At 67.7% G+C, this 14,947-nt stretch carries 13 protein-coding genes; 5 read left to right on the top strand and 8 right to left on the bottom strand.

All coding sequences use genetic code 11. The features are described 5' to 3' along the window. Nucleotides 1–8 precede the first annotated feature (8 nt). Nucleotides 9–1,637 (bottom strand): LuxR C-terminal-related transcriptional regulator, encoded by a 1,629-nt coding sequence (locus ACFSDF_RS13970; RefSeq protein ID WP_377157924.1) that lies wholly within the window; start codon nucleotides 1,635–1,637, stop codon nucleotides 9–11. Nucleotides 1,638–1,844: 207 nt separating this feature from the next. On the opposite strand from ACFSDF_RS13970, the gene ACFSDF_RS13965 reads away from it, so the two are divergent. After that, nucleotides 1,845–2,711, top strand: coding sequence for a class I SAM-dependent methyltransferase (locus ACFSDF_RS13965; RefSeq protein ID WP_377157922.1), 867 nt, complete (start codon nucleotides 1,845–1,847; stop codon nucleotides 2,709–2,711). 551 nt (nucleotides 2,712–3,262) lie between these two features. Beyond that, a complete protein-coding gene (locus ACFSDF_RS13960) occupies nucleotides 3,263–4,492 on the top strand; it encodes a site-specific integrase (RefSeq protein ID WP_167009361.1) in 1,230 nt (409 codons plus the stop codon). A 763-nt stretch (nucleotides 4,493–5,255) separates the two neighbouring features. Here the strand turns inward: ACFSDF_RS13960 and ACFSDF_RS13955 are convergent. The 7 genes from ACFSDF_RS13955 to ACFSDF_RS13925 all read right to left on the bottom strand — a co-directional run bounded on the left by ACFSDF_RS13955 (nucleotide 5,256) and on the right by ACFSDF_RS13925 (nucleotide 12,392). Then, complete coding sequence (locus ACFSDF_RS13955) at nucleotides 5,256–5,498, bottom strand: hypothetical protein (protein ID WP_167008867.1); 243 nt, start codon at nucleotides 5,496–5,498, stop codon at nucleotides 5,256–5,258. An 86-nt stretch (nucleotides 5,499–5,584) separates the two neighbouring features. Further along, entirely contained in the window at nucleotides 5,585–6,682 is a 1,098-nt protein-coding gene (locus ACFSDF_RS13950; RefSeq protein WP_167008864.1) for an ApeA N-terminal domain 1-containing protein, read from the bottom strand. After that, a complete protein-coding gene (locus tag ACFSDF_RS13945; RefSeq protein ID WP_167008861.1) occupies nucleotides 6,679–9,246 on the bottom strand; it encodes an AAA family ATPase in 2,568 nt (855 codons plus the stop codon). The genes ACFSDF_RS13950 and ACFSDF_RS13945 overlap by 4 nt, the downstream gene beginning before the upstream one ends. 67 nt (nucleotides 9,247–9,313) lie before the next feature. Further along, complete coding sequence (locus ACFSDF_RS13940) at nucleotides 9,314–10,024, bottom strand: YgjP family zinc-dependent metalloprotease (RefSeq protein ID WP_377157919.1); 711 nt, start codon at nucleotides 10,022–10,024, stop codon at nucleotides 9,314–9,316. 494 nt (nucleotides 10,025–10,518) lie between these two features. Beyond that, nucleotides 10,519–10,839 (bottom strand): sulfate permease, encoded by a 321-nt coding sequence (locus ACFSDF_RS13935; RefSeq protein WP_167008855.1) that lies wholly within the window; start codon nucleotides 10,837–10,839, stop codon nucleotides 10,519–10,521. A gap of 114 nt (nucleotides 10,840–10,953) precedes the next feature. After that, entirely contained in the window at nucleotides 10,954–12,027 is a 1,074-nt protein-coding gene (locus ACFSDF_RS13930) for a helicase C-terminal domain-containing protein (RefSeq protein WP_167008852.1), read from the bottom strand. Continuing rightward, complete coding sequence (locus tag ACFSDF_RS13925; protein WP_208322547.1) at nucleotides 11,934–12,392, bottom strand: relaxase domain-containing protein; 459 nt, start codon at nucleotides 12,390–12,392, stop codon at nucleotides 11,934–11,936. Before ACFSDF_RS13925 ends, ACFSDF_RS13930 begins: the two co-directional genes overlap by 94 nt. On the opposite strand from ACFSDF_RS13925, the gene ACFSDF_RS13920 reads away from it, so the two are divergent. The 3 genes from ACFSDF_RS13920 to ACFSDF_RS13910 are packed head-to-tail and all read left to right on the top strand — an operon-like array spanning nucleotide 12,339 to nucleotide 14,922. Beyond that, a complete protein-coding gene (locus ACFSDF_RS13920) occupies nucleotides 12,339–13,166 on the top strand; it encodes a CpaF/VirB11 family protein (RefSeq protein ID WP_243843132.1) in 828 nt (275 codons plus the stop codon). The two genes, ACFSDF_RS13925 and ACFSDF_RS13920, sit on opposite strands and share 54 nt — an antisense overlap. Further along, nucleotides 13,163–14,026 (top strand): type II secretion system F family protein, encoded by an 864-nt coding sequence (locus tag ACFSDF_RS13915; RefSeq protein ID WP_377157916.1) that lies wholly within the window; start codon nucleotides 13,163–13,165, stop codon nucleotides 14,024–14,026. Before ACFSDF_RS13920 ends, ACFSDF_RS13915 begins: the two co-directional genes overlap by 4 nt. After that, nucleotides 14,023–14,922, top strand: a complete 900-nt coding sequence (locus tag ACFSDF_RS13910) for a type II secretion system F family protein (RefSeq protein ID WP_167008846.1) — start codon at nucleotides 14,023–14,025, stop codon at nucleotides 14,920–14,922. The genes ACFSDF_RS13915 and ACFSDF_RS13910 overlap by 4 nt, the downstream gene beginning before the upstream one ends. Nucleotides 14,923–14,947 lie beyond the last annotated feature (25 nt).

Below are 14,947 nucleotides of genomic sequence, written 5' to 3'. Positions count from 1 at the left end.
GTCAGCGCCTACACGAGTCGGTGCTCGAAGGCGTACGCCGCCGCGGCCGTGCGTGACTCGACCTGCAACTTGACGAAGATGTTCGAGAGGTGACGAGCCACCGTCTTCTCGCTCAGTACCAGCGCCCTCGCGATCTGGGTGTTGGTCCGGCCAGACGCGACCAACCGCAGGACTTCGACCTCGCGTTCCGTCAGACCAGCCGGACGGTCAGCCGGGCGCAGCAGTCGGTCGGCCTCCGCGGTGGACGGCGTCGCCCCCAGCTCGCGGAACGTGGCGCGCGCGGTCTCCAGCTCCTGGCGAGCCGACTCTGCATCCCCGAGCTCGCCCAGGGCGCGACCAGTCACGAGTCGCACTCGCGCCACTTCGTAGGGGTTCTGTGCACGGGTCCAGAGCTGGCGCGCCTTGCGCAGGAGGGGCAATGCCCCAGCGGCGTGTCCCGAGGCGAGCTCCGTCAGGCCCGAGGCGAACGCCGCGTACGCATGCAGCGCCTCGGTGCCCACGTGCGCGGCCACGCGGTGCAGCCGGGCGACGACGGCACGGGCCTCCTCCAGGGCGCCAGCGGCGACCAGGACGTCGACCGCCGGTGGCAGCAGCCGGCACTCGGCGACCAGCTCCGACTCCTCGGCGACGAGCCGCCGTACGGCGACCAGCGCGGCGTCGTCCGCCCCCTGCGCGAGCCACAGCAGCGCCAGCCCTGGCTGCGGGTCGTGACCGTGCTCACTCGACCGCTGGTAGGCCGCCTCGGCCTCGTCGTACTCCCCACACTGGCGTAGGACGTCCCCCCGCTCGGACTCCGCGAGACCAATCGCGGCCGGCGAGTCGGCCAGGCGGTAGCGGTCGATCGCGCTCCCGAACTCGTCCAGCGCCTCGGGCCAGGCGCCATGCACGCGCATCAGCTGTCCTCGGTGCACCGAGCACTGGCCGGTGAAAGCCACGAGGCCGGGCTGCGCGCTGCACCAACGGTGCAGGCCCGACGTCCACTCGGCCACGCGGCCGAAGTCGGCAATTTCCTGGCACCCCTCGATGGCGGCACAGTAGACGTGGCCGAAGACCACCGGCGTCAGCTCATGAGCCGCAGCACCGACCATCGCCTCGTCAAGGAGCGCCAACCCGTCGCCGACACGACCCGAGTAGATCGCGAGCCTTCCCTGGCTGCTCAGGCCGAGTGCGAGCAGGTCGGCGTCCCGGCACCGCCTCCCCACGACGGTGACCTCTTGCGCGGACTCAGCCGCGGCGGGAACGTCCCCCGCTCCCAGGTGGCGGTACATGTGCAGGAGAGCGACATATCCATGCTCGACCGCGTCGTCGTCCACGCCCTGGAGCAGCCGCTCGGCGCGGGTGGTCCAGCCACTCTCCAGCGCATGCTCACCGCCACTGCCGAAGATCATCGCGAGGTGGAAGCAGCAGCGCATCGCACCAGACGTCTCCCCCGCCTGCTCGTACAGCGCGAAGCTGCGCTGGTGGAAGTCGACACAGGCGTCGCGGCGCCCCAGCAGGTACGCCGCCAGCCCTGCCGCGTGCAGGTCATCCGCGCTCATCTCGTCGGGCGCGGAGTCGGACCAGATGTCGAGGGCGGCAGTCCACTCCCCCTGCTCGAAGTCCCTTCGCGCCCGCACCAGATCCTCGACCACGCCCACGCGGGACACCTCCCTGTCCGACGGCACTCCCGGCGACCTTCGAGCCAGGCGAACGGCGGCAACGCATCGGCCGTCCTACCCATTGTCGGTCCACTGTGCTGGTTGGTTCGTCCGATGCACACCCGCGCCTCCGCCGCCTAGCGTCGATCACGACCGACACCCGGGCTGAGATTGCGAAAGCCCACGACGCCGAAGGGGGTCACTGAGATGACCGTCCACGACACCTCCGCCGAGCACGCGGAGTTCGCGCCTGCCGAGGCGTGGGACGCGATCGCCGCCGCGTACGCCGAGCACGTCGCGCCGGGCGAACAGTCGCTCTCGGCCGCTGCACTTCGCCTAGTCGGGCTGACTCCTGACGAAGCGTTCCTCGACGTCGCCGCGGGCCCGGGCGGCCTGGGACTGACCGCCGCCCGCCTGGGAGCCACCGTCCTGGCGACCGATTGGGCACCCGCGATGGTCGCCCAGTTCGAGGAACGAGCCCGCACCGAGGGACTCACCAACGCCACCGCACGGGTGATGGACGCCCACGCCCTCGATCTCGAGGACGATCGCTTCGACGTGACCGGGTCCCAGTTCGGGGTCATGCTCGTCCCGGACCAGGCGGAGGCCCTGTGCGAGATGGTGCGGGTGACCAAGGCCGGCGGGCATGTCCTGGTCATCGCTTACGGCTCGCCCGCGGAATTCGAGGCTCTGCAGGGCTTCATCTCGGCCCTGCAGACCGTAGCCCCCGACTTCGAAGGGCTGCCCGATCCACCCCCGTTGGAGTTCCAGCTCTCCGACCCCGACGTCCTGAGCGAGCGCCTTGTCGCCGCGGGCCTCCAGGATGTGCAGGTCGACACCACCCAGCAGGAACGACTCATGTTGTCCACGGGCCAGGAAGCCTGGGACTGGATGCTCTCCAGCAACCCGATCGCCGGGATCATCCTGGACGACGTCGGCGTCAGCGAGCATGATCGCGCCAGGATGCGTTCCACCTTGGACGAGACGATCCGCAACCGGGCGGGTGAAGCCGGTGTTGCCGTTCTCACGGCCCCCCTTAACATCGGATGGGGCCGCAAGGTCGACGACCGATGACCGGTTCCGTCCTCGTCGTCGGCGTCACTCGAGGGGTTCGGCCCGCTTGAGCCTGAGCTCCTCGATGTCGAGCCCGTCCATGCGACGCCTAACCTCACACCGCGGGGAACCCGACCGGCTGGGGATACCTGGTCATGTCCGTGAGCGTCAGCCCGTCGGCGAGCAGGCGCGAACCGCGCTTTTGCCACGACCGTCCGCTGGTTGCCGTGCCGTCTCGTGACGGACATTCCACGCAACGTCCGACGCGCCGCGCGAGGTAGCCCCGACGGTCCACGCTCCCATGTGCGGAACTGCCGCAACACGCCACGTGCCCACGAGGGCAGACGAAAGGCCCCAGACCCTGCGATTTCGCAGGTCAGGGGCCCTGTAGCGGTGGGCGATACTGGGTTCGAACCAGTGCGACCCGCCTTGCTTCGTTCGTCGAAACTTCGCATACTAATAATCTGACCTGTGCCTTTAGCCCTCAAACGGAGCGGCCCAAAGGTGCTCATTCAAGACCACGAGTGGCCATCCCAAGACCACGCATAGACCACGACACGGGGAGGGTCGGTATGCCTCGCGCACCTGAGAAGCGCCAGTTCGGCCAGATCGAGCGGTTGCCGAGCGGACGATTTCGCGCGCGCTATACCGACCCCACCGGACGCGTCACCGACGACGGTTCCCAGCTGCGCCACAACGCCCCGCACACCTTCACCACCCGAGGCGACGCTGAAGCGTGGCTTGTGGACGAACGCCGTGCAATCTCGCAAGGGACCTGGTCTCCCCCGTCGGTGCGTGGCGCCGCGAGAAGCGCTTCGCGCCTGACGTTCGGCGAGTATGCCGCGCGATGGCTAGCAGCCCGCAAGGTGAAAGGTCAGCCACTGGCCGACCGCACGCGGGATCACTACCAGGATCTGCTCGATCGGATCATCCTTCCGACCTTCGGCGACATCGCTCTCAAGGACATCTCTCCCGAGCTTGTGGCACGGTGGTACGACGCGGCGGCGCCGGAGACACCGACCTACCAGGCGCACGCCTACTCGCTTCTCCGCGCGATCATGCGCACGGCAGCAGACCCGACCAAGAACAACGGCACGCCGCTGATCCCCTTCAACCCGTGCGGCATCTCCGGCGGCGGGTCCGCTAGCCGCAAACGCTTGGTCCGGCCCGCCAGCCTGGACGAGATCACCACGATCCTCGTCAACATGCCGGAACGCCATCGGTTGATGGTCCTGCTCGCCGACGGCTGCGCCCTCCGCTTCGGCGAGCTGGCCGAGCTGCGTCGGCACGATGTCGACACGAAGAACGCCATCATCCACGTTCGCCGCGGCGTCGTGCGTTCCACGTCAGCCGGCGTCATCGCGAAGGCACCAGAAAGCGAAGCCGGAATCCGCGACGTCCCGATCCCACCCGACATCGTCGACGCCGTCATCGAGCACAAGAAGCGCCACGCCGAGCCAGGCGTGCTCGGCCTCATCTTTCCCGGCGCCAACGGCGGCCACCTCTCCCCCAGCGCCTTTTACGGCAAGGCGGCGAAGAAGCGCCGCGGGAAGATCCCGACAAAGGGTTGGGGCTGGTACGAGGCCCGCCGCATCGCCGGCCGCGACGACCTCCGCTTCCACGACCTCCGCCACGGTGCACTCACCGAAGCCGCCCGACATGGCGCAACCCTCGCCGAACTCATGGCCCTCGGCGGCCACTCGACGAGCCACGCGGCGATGCGCTACCAACAGGCCGCCTCCGACCGCCTGGCCGACCTCGCCCGCAAGCGCGCCGAAGCCCGCGGATGGACCGGCAGCTGATGTCGTCACTTATGCCAGGCACGACCGACGACCTCGGACACCTCTCAGAAGCCCATGTATACCGGTTGGCTCCGCAACGGACTCGGCCAAACCTCGGACCCTGACCAACAGTCCTGGATGGAAACGTCGTCGTCGCCTGTAAGTAAGGCGAGTACGAGACGCGCACGCCGATCACGGAGGACATCGCCCACGCGGCCCCGCCACCCTGCACGCTAGTCAGTAGCCCTTTCGCCGGCGAAGCACTCGCCGCGTCGGAGGCTGCGATTCACGACGCGCATGAGCGCACTCGTCCTCTCCTCTCCAGTTTCCACGCGCTGAATGCACATCGCGCGATCGGCAGCGAGTCATCCGTGACCTGGTGGGAGCGCGTCCCGCGAGTCGGATGCTCGTACGAGAAGCCCGACAGTTCCGCAGCGGGTGTCGATTCCTCAGCGCCTGCGGCGCTGTCGTCCGCCGGATCCGACCCTAGGACTTGAACCCGCGACCCCTGCGAGAAATCAGGCCCTTTGCGAGAGGTGCTGAGAAGGTCCGGCGGGCACGGAACTCGATTGACGTTGCATGGAACGACTGTCCCGTGCAGCAGTCCCAGGCGAGGTCCGACGATCACAAAGGAACGCGGACACGGCCCTGCAGCAGCGCAACCGGAGGTCTCCGGGCGCTGGGGCAACGGACCAGCCTGACCTGGTCGTCGCGGAAGGCCGGAGGCGGTAAGACTGCAGCGACGCGGGTATCACCTGCTCACCGAGGCCCGCCGCAGCCGCCTTCACGAGGCCGTAAGAACCCGGCCAACTACCTTGTCGGGGCAACCAAGCAGGTCTAGGGCATGGGCACGCACCATTCGCTCTAGCACCGCGACGACCTGCTGCAGCTCGTAGGCGTCGTACCCCTTCGTGCCGTGGGCAAGATCGTTGCGGATGATCCGGAGCGCATCGGCGGCATTCCTGGCGTTGACTGGCGCCGCCTTGGTCGCAGTAACCAGCGGCGTTGCCTCCAACTGCCCCTTCACGTCGCCCGGGAGCCTCCTCGCCAGCCAGTTGATCGCCGGTTCAAGCCCACCTGGCGGCCGCTTGCTGATGTTGCGCTCCAGAAACTTCAGCTGCTTGGCGTCGAGCGAACCCTTCGCCAGCGCGATGACCTGGTCGCGATCTTCGGCGTGCTTCTTCTGACGTCTGGCATACGAGGCTTTCGTTTCGTACCCGTGGGCGCCTTCGATTGCCTGAAGGAGCAGGAGGAAGCGCGAGCGCGGATGTTGGTCGCGCGCGTGCAGCATCGCCCCATAGGTCTCCACCAGCGGGTGGTGATCTGACTCAAGCTTCTGCCAGGTTCGCACCAACTGGAGCAGCGAGACGCCATCGGCCTTGAGTCGCAAGGGTGACATGATCTTCTCGATCTCGTCACGCGAGGACTCGAACGGCTCCTGCGTAATCCCCAGGCCGAACAGCTGGCCTTGTGCTCCGGCCCATCGTCGGAGCCGGGGTAGAGGCTCAGGTAGGTGATCTCTTCGGCGCGGCCGGTGGCGATCGAAACCACCCGGCGCAGCGGCGTCACCCAGTCGTCGAGAAGCTGGCGAAGCGGCACCGGCTGCTCGAGCCTGCACCACGCCACCGGGCTGAAGCCCATGCCGAAGGTGTAGGGATCAAACGAGCGGAACGAGCCGAAGTACGTCAGGCCGACCGTGGCGTCCGTGTCATTCCACTCCTGCCGGAAGTCCTTCGGATCCAGTTCGGCCGCCCACGTCCCCGCGATCCCCTTCGGGAACTTGGTGTTCTTGATCGGCGGGACACCGGCGATGGCATCGAGTCCACCGATCTGCACCTCGCACTGCGTAAAGAGCGCCCCCTCGGACGCCACGTCAGCGAGGGTGATGATTGCGGCCGCCGCGTTGATGATCGCCTGGTCCGACACCCAGTAGGTCACGCGAGCGTTGATGAGGATGACGCTCGCGCCGTTCGACAGCCTGCCCGTCACGACGGGCGCGTCGACGTGCTGCGGGAACCCGGTCACACCGGGAGCCATGTGCTCAAGCGCATCGTCGAAGTCGCCGTGAGTCGTGCCCTTCGGTGGCTTCCCGGCTTCGACGGTCAGCGCCCCATACGCCTCGAACGTCCCGCCCGCGGCGGTCGGGAGCTGCCACGTCGCGAGGTAGTCGTCCGGCGCAAACGACAGCTTGAGGGCGGCTTTACGAGTCATCGTCCATACCGCTTGATGCGAGCCACCCAGTCCTTGAAGCGGACAAGTTCTGCCTCGAGTTCGTCAGGCTCCGGCGCGATGAAGTTCGTCTCTGGAGCCTGATCGTGGCGCGGCGCCCACTCCGACGCCTGGGCGTAGCCGGACTGGTAGTCGTTGTCATCCTGCTCGGTGATCCCGACGAGCATCTTGAACATTCGCGGCCTGACCTCGTTTGTGCCACGGTCGACCAGTTCGTTGACAACGTTGAGGTTGACTGCCCGCTCCCACGCTTGAGACAAACGACCACCCCACTCCTGGGCGCGACGCGTGTACTCGTCGGAGTCGAGCTGGTCCCGCTGTCCCCGTAGGCGAGCGAGCTCAGCCGTCAGCCAGTCGATGCGCGACGGAATGTCCTTCACGTTCCATGGGTGCTTGTCCGCTACGAGTCCTGGGCGCTCGCCCTGGCGGAGAATGGCGCGCTCGGTCACCGCGACGCCAAGATCACGCGCAGCCTTGTTGAGCCCATTGACGAACGTGGCTTCGTGCGTGAACACGATGACTTGTCGATCCTGAGCCAACTCCACGAGTCGTCTGGCGACGCGCGAGCGTCGGCCCGCGTCAAGCGAAGAGACTGGGTCGTCGAATACGACGGCGGACTTGGAGCCGTCGAACTCCACCTCGGTGAGGAAGCCAGCCAGGCCGAGGGCTGTTTGTTCGCCCTCGGAGAAAACGTCGTCGATGTCGGCGTTGAGCGTCGCCCCCAACAATCTCGGCTGGTGCTCCAAGGTTGCATCACGACGACCGCCGGTTGGATCGAGCGTCACCTTGCGAAGATGGAGTCGCTCGGTCTCACGGGTGAACTGGTCGCGGACCACGCTCGTGACGTGCTCCGTCGTGAGCGTCGTGGCCTTGCGAGTGATGCCGGTCGTATCAGTTTGTCGCCGGGCGGCTTCGATCTTGGCACGCGCCTTCAGTCGCTCCACCTCGGCGGCGAGGTTCTCTTTAGCCTCCGCGAACTGCCGGCGCGCCTGCGCCTCGGCAACCTCGACCTTCAGGGCACGAACCTTCTCGTTGAAGGTCTCCGCGTCGATGGCCGCGCTGGCATCCGTAAGCGCCTGCTGACGTTCCTGGATCGCTGCAGTTGGTGAGGCGGAGCAGGGCGCCGGCTGGTCCTCGCGACTGCCGTCGAGCCATTCGACTGACTCGGCTGCGACTGTGGCTGCGGTGGCGATCCAGGTCTCGATGGCAGCGACGTCTTGACCGCCTGCCTGCAAGTGCCCCAGGGCCGTCGTTACTGCGACGGGAGGTGCCTGGAGCAGCGCCACCCGATCCCGTTGCCGTGTCAGGTCGCGCTCGGCAGCGTCCGCTTCGCGCGAAGTGGTGTCCATGACGAACGCTTCGAAGCGAATTAGGCGGTCAGCGCCTTCCGGGGAGAGCGGCTGCTGACAGAGAACGCAGACCGCCCCGTCCTGGGTAGCGGGGTACGTGTGCTCGTGATACGCGGCCGTTGTCGAGTACGTGCGAGCAGCATTCCAGAGTGCACGCCACGCGGCAGACCCGACGCCCGGCAGGGGCTCGGCATCGAACGTCCTCTCCGAAGCGATTTTCGCAGCGGCACGCAGTTCAAGCGCCTTCTTCTTGTCCTCGCTCAGCTGGTTGAGCGCGTCGCCGTCCACAGCCGAACTGAGCCGGTCGACGTATTCATTGACCGTGCCCCAATGCGCCGCGAGTTGGCGCAGACGGGCCTTCTCGTTGTTGGGATCGCTTCCATCCAGGCGCGCCAGTTCCTGGAGCTTCTGCGACAGGGCGGTGTCGTGCCCCGCTTCAAGCGCCGTCGCTTCGTCGATCTGGGCCTGCGTCGTCTCAGCGCTGAGCGAATCCAGAAAGGCCCTCGCCTGGGTGCCGCTGGCGAGCAATGGCAGCTCCGGGCGTGATGCGGCGTTAGCCGAGAGGCGCCGGGTCAGTTCTTGCTGGACCTCTTCGCATGCGTGGGACAGTCGGTCCAAGAGGGTCAACGCGGACGGCCTGTAGCTGATCTCGGACGCTGCCGTTACGTAGGCGTCGCCGCACTCTTCGTCGTAGAAGCGAACGGCCGAGAGTTCGTGGGAGCTTGAGTTCCCCAGTGACCAGTCTCGCGACCTGTCGCCGACTTTGAACGTGAACGAGGCACTCTGATCGCTCTGCTGGCTGGCGAAGACGTCGCCAAGCAGCTCGGCCTTGACACGGGCGGTGACCGCCTGACGGATGAGGCGGGCGTAGCCCGACTTTCCGCTGGCGTTGTCGCCGTAGATGATCGTGAGTCCAGATTCTCCGAAGGCGAGTCGTTGTTCTGGCAGCAGGGCGTTGACACCGGAAACATCGGCTACGGCCAGGAGTCGGACGGGCTCACCGTTTTCGGACGTACCGGGCACGTCCTGTGCCGTGATTCCGGGCGAAGGTGGGAAGGTGCGGGCGATGAGGTGGTCGGCGATGGTCGCGACGTCCTCCGCGGACAGGCCCTCGTTGCGACAGAAGCGGGCGACGGCATCCTTCTGCCAGAAGAACCTGCTGGCGACCCACTCGGCAAGATCCTCCTCGAGTGTCATTCGGCCGGGTCCTCGTTCGAGCTCTGTCCAGAACCGCACCCGCTGCCCCCAGCAAAGCCGGCACCGATCACGTCCACGTCTCCTCGGCCAGTGGCGCCTCGTTTAGCTCGTCGCGGCGGTTCCGCCAGTCTGGCATGAACTGATCCATCAGGGCCACGAAGCGCTCGCCGTGGCCGCGCTCAAGCAGGTGCGTCAGTTCGTGGACGACGATGTAGTCCAGGCAGCGCGGGTTCTTCTTGGCAAGTTCGGGGTTGAGCCAGATCGTGCGGGAGTTGGCGACGCAAGTCCCCCACTTGGTCTTCATGCGCCGGACGACGACCTTGTCGGCTTCCACCCCGATGATCGGCTGCCACTTCTCCAGGATCGGCGGCACGGCGGCCTTCAGCTCTCGCCGGTACCAGCGATCCAGCGCGGCCAGTCGCCCGTCAGCATCTGTGCCCTCGGGCGTCACGACCCAGAGCGTCTTGCCCTTCGGCTCGACGCTGAAGTGCCCGCTCGTGCGGGACACGTCGAGGATGTAGCGCTCGCCCCACACGTAGTGGGTCTCTCCCGACAGCATCTGCCGCTTGGTCTGCCGCTCAGCCTTCTGGAGCTGTTCGCGCTGCCGCTTGATCCACGGGAGTCGCTGGACGATCGCGAGTCGGACGGTGAAAGGAAGCGAGGCGAGATGACACGGGCGGCGAGCGGCTCGAGCGGTGGCACGACCTTGACTGTCCCATCCTTGCGACGCACCACCGCGCCGTTCTTCCAGAGGTGACCAGTCGACCGCCCGATCCACACCTCCCGGCACGCGCCATCCAATGGCCAACCCTGGGCGATCAGCTCCTGGAACCGACGCCGCTTCTCCGTCATCGGCCGCCGGCCGGGCCCCTTCTTGACACGACGAGGCGACAGACGAGAACTCCCTTCGGGTTGTCCCTGTTTGCAACGGTCGCTGGAAACCACCGCGACGAAACTGTTCAGTTTTCGATCGTCGCCGACACCCAGAGCAAAGTGGAGCGCTCTCCCCCCTGCCGAGACCCGCCGCGTCGATTTAGCATGCGAATAGCCCTCGTCGTGAGTGAGGTCTCGCAGCGAAGACACCGTGCGGCCGACAGCAGCCTCGACTGCCTGCTGACGGTCCTCCATCGATGTGAGCCTCCGGCCGTCGAGCGCCCTCCGGATCAGGTCGCGCTGCCAATCCGCGATGGGCGTCGGCGGGGAAACAGCACGAGTCGCTTCTGCGTGCGGATCGTCGCCGAAGAGAGCCATGTCGTCCGTCACAAGGGAAGCCTACGAAAGCGGTCGCACCCGCCACGCGACCGCAAGCCGAAGTCCACGAAGCGGGCCGATCACAGCCGTCCAGCCAAACTTCATGGCGTTCCAGAACAAGAGGAACACCAGCACGTTCAGCCAGCCGAGGCCGGGGCGGGCGGCGACCTCGATGGCGAGCGCGGTCAGCCCGAGGTAGGCAGGGGTGGCGACGAGGGCGACGGGGATGGCCCACTTGAGGCCGCGTGGCGAGCGCAGCCAGTCGACTGCGCGGTTGGTGGGCATGTAGAAGCGGAGGTAGCCGCGGATCGCGGCGCTGAGGTGCCAGAGTGCGGTGAGCATGAGGGTCTCCTTCAGTCGGGGCACACCCTCCTTCCCTACGCCTGATATCCGACAGGACGGGCGCACCATCGCCCGTCCTGGGGATAACCCAGCCGGCGCTGACGCTGTGCACCGCTACGCAAGCGCACGTCCCTGCTGCTCGACCGTTCGACTGCGCCGCTCCTGGCTCACAGCCGCTCCCTCGGAGATCGCCCGGGCACGACGAATCGCCTGCTCGGCACGAGCGACATCTCGCTTCTGCGCCAGCGTGCGGGGATCGCCGAGAGTTCTGTGCCCCTCCACCTGGTAGCGGTCGCGGTAGGCGGCGACGGTCCTCACTTGGTGGAGCCAGCGACGACGTGCGGCCTCGGTCGCGGGCAATGTGCCGAGCCGCTTGAGCCACGGCTGCCTCTCTTCGACGGCCTTCTCTGCGAGGGCGAGCGCCCGTCCCTCCATCAGGTCGGCGCGCTCGGTAAGCGCCTTGACCATCATCTCGTCCATCGGGCCGCCGGCGACGGGAATCAGCCCGACGACCAGCTTCGGCGACGGGCGATGCTTACGTTGCTTCGACTGGGCTGCTTTCTGGAGTCGGCTGATGAGTACGGCGCCGATGTCCTCGGCATCGTCGAGGGACCGACGCTTGACGAGTGGCGGCAAGAGTCGGCCGACGTCGTGGTGGTTGGCCTCGGCCCTGCGCAGTTCGACCGTGAGCGGGCCGAACGACTCGGACGCCAGCACGTGCTCAACCTGGGCGTCGGTCAGCCCACTGTTCTTGACCGCCTCAACCCACCGCTCGCGCTGGGCGACGGCGCCGATCGTCTCGTACTCCGCTCCGAGCTGGGCTATGGACGTCCAGCGCTCCTGCTCCGCCTCGATCATGTGGTGGGCCGACACTTCGCCGCCGATGTGCTGGAGCACGCCGTATAGGACGGTGTGGGCGTTCACCTTGTCGGGCTCGGGAGGGGAGTGGCCCTCGTCGGGTTTGTCGAGGGCGACGTAGGCGACGTTGGAGTCTCGGCCGCGGGTCATGGAGACGTAGAGGTTCTCGCGCGTGGTCGAACTGGTGACGACAACGTGAGAGGTGTCGGCGGTGATGCCTTGGGCGCGGTGGGCGGTTACGGCGTACCCGAGCTCGACGTGCTCGGCGACGTAGCTGGCCGGCAGCGACGCCGCTTCCTCGAGTCCGGTTCCGACTCGCCGCACGTCCATCGAGCCGTCCTTGCCGACGCGGGTGACGCGCCAGCCGTCGCCGTTGCGGACCCACCCGCCTCCTCTGGGACCGGCGCAAGCTCCCACGCGAGATTGCGGTCCCTCCCCCGGTCCCGTTGCTCCCACTCAACGCCCAGGACCTGCGTCAGGCGATCGGCCAGGACGGCGTTGTAGTGCTCGGAGATCGCGACGACAGCGGCGTGCATCGGTCGCCCGTCGAGGCTCCGCCATCGCTTGTCCGCCACCGTCTTCACCTTGTTGGAGATGACGACATGAGTGTGGAGCTGCGGGTCGCCTAGGCGCGAATCCCAGTGGTCGTACGCTGTGGCAGCGACGCCGACGACGTCTGCCTCACCCTCGACGATCTCGTCGCCCGGCAGATGCTCACCCCGATAGCGGCGTCGTTCCTGCGCGCCGCAGTCCGCGCCCGCAAGAGCATCGCCGTCTCCGGATCGCAGGGCGCTGGCAAGACGACCCTCGTACGCGCATTGTGTGCCGAGATCGATCCGCTGGAGGCGATCGGCACCTTCGAGACCGAGTACGAGCTGCACCTGCACGAGCTGCGCGACCGACACCGCGTCGTCCACCCGTGGGAGGCACGTCCCGGATCCGGCGAGCGCGGCGCCGACGGCCGCCAAGCCGGCGAGTTCACTCTCGACGATGCGTTGGTCGACTCATTCCGGTTCAACCTCTCCCGCCAGATCGTCGGCGAGGTCCGCGGCAAGGAGATCTGGGCGATGATCAAGGCGATGGAGTCCGGTACCGGCTCCATCTCCACCACCCACGCCTCCGACGCGGTCGCGGCGATCCGCAAGCTCGTCACCTGCGCGATGGAAGCCGGGCCGCACATCACCCATGCCCTCGCGACCAGCAAGCTGGCGTCGACCATCGACCTGATCGTGCACCTCGACCTCCGTACGGTTCAGAGCGCCAGCGGGTCGACCCGGCGACGGCGGGTGGCGGAGATCATCGCGCTCGACCCCGGCGAACGCGAGACCGGCTACGCCACCACTCACGTCTTCGCACCCGACGCCGACGGTACGGCGATGGCCGGCGTACTCCCTGACGCGTACCGCGCGCTCGCCTCGTACGGATTCGACCTCGGCGGCTACCTTGCCCAGCAAGGGGTACGGCCGTGACCGCGCTCGTCCCCGCCGTCGCCGGCGCACTCGTGATCGGTGGGCTGATCGCGCTCTTACTCGGCCTGCGCCCGTCCCCCGCGGTCGACCGCCCGTCCCGGCTGCGCCGGTTCCGCGGACTGTCCCGACGAACACGATTGCTCGCCATCGCAGGCGTCGGCTCGGGCGCCGTGGCGCTCCTGGTGACCGGATGGGTCCTAGCACTCGTTGTCGTGCCGGTCGCGTTCGTCGGGCTCCCGGTCCTGCTGTCGTCGTCCGCGGCGGCCGAACGGATCGAGCGGCTGGAGGCGATGGAGGAATGGACCAGGTCGCTGGCCGGGGTCCTGACGGTCGGCGTCGGGCTCGAGCAGGCGCTCGTGGCGACACTGCGTTCGACACCGACCGCGATTGCTCCTGAGGTGACGCGGCTCGTTGCCCGCTTGCGCGCGCGGTGGGTCACCGAGGACGCGCTGCGTGCGTTCGCCGATGAGCTCGATGACGCTACGGGCGACCTCGTCGCGGCGAACCTAATCCTCGGCGCACGGCGCAGGGGCGCGGGGCTGGCGAGCGTCCTCGACGGCCTCGCCGAGTCCGTCGCCGCTGACGTACGCGCCCGCCGTCAGGTCGAGGCCGACAGGGCGAAGCCCCGTGCGACTGCTCGCTGGGTGACACTGATCAGCGTCGGTGTGCTGGTGGTCCTCGCCACGTCGGGGACGTACGTCGAGCCGTACCGGAGTCCGTTCGGACAGGTCATCCTCGTGGCACTGCTGTCGGCGTACGTCGCGACGCTCGTATGGATGAAGCGGATGGCGTTGGGGCGGGCGATGCCGCGGTTCTTGTCAACCGCGTCCTCCTCGCCGGCGAATGGTGGTGCGGCATGACGACGGGACTCCAGCTCGCGCTGCTCGGCGGCGCCCTGCTCGGCCTGGGCGTCGTGCTGGTCGTCGCCCGACTGCTGCCTGCCGAACCGGACCTTGCCGAGTCGCTCGGCAGGTTGTCGCCCACCCGGACGCGGGCGAGCTCGGCGGTGACCACAGCGATGGGCAAGGAACGGATCGGGGTCTGGGCGATCCGCGTGCTCCCGCCGGGTGTCTGGGTCAGGACCCCGACCCGCGAGCTGGCGCTGCTGCGGATCCCGCTCGCCCGGTTCTACGGCGACAAGATCACGATGGCGCTGACGGGGCTTGTGCTCCCGCCACTACTGGCGGTGTTCTTCGCCCAGATCGGCATCGGGCTGCCGTTCGCGATCCCTGCGATCGCTTCGGTCGGGCTGGCCGTGGTGATGTTCTTCCTGCCGAACTACAACGCCGTCGACGATGCCCGCAAAGCGCGGCTCGAGTTCGCCCGCGCGCTCGGCGCGTACATCGATCTGGTGGCGCTGGAACGCAACAACGGCTCCGGCGTCCGGCAGGCGATGGAGGCCGCGGCCGAGGTCGGCGACTCGTGGGTCTTCACCCGGATCTCCGAGGAGCTGACGCGTTCCCGCTGGTCGGGGCAGCCGCCCTGGGATGCGCTGCACACGCTGGCCGACGAACTGGGCCTGCCCGAGCTCGACGACTTCGCCGACATCATGCGGCTGTCCGGTGAGGAGGGTGCGTCGGTGTACGCCAGCCTGCGCGCCCGCTCGGCCGCCATGCGCACCGCGATGCTCAACGACGAGGTCGCCGAAGCCAACGCCGTCGGCGAGCGGATGACGATCCCCGGCTCGCTGCTCGGCGTCATATTCATGGCGCTCCTCGTCGCCCCGTCCCTGCTGCGGATGTTCAGCAGCACCTGACCGTCAACGACTCCAGGACTCCTCG

Origin of the sequence: Mumia zhuanghuii (assembly GCF_042681565.1) — a bacterium.
In the GTDB taxonomy this organism is placed as follows: Bacteria; Actinomycetota; Actinomycetes; order Propionibacteriales; family Nocardioidaceae; genus Mumia.
Note: the sequence above shows the minus strand (reverse complement) of the source record. Positions and strands in the feature narration are given on the sequence as shown.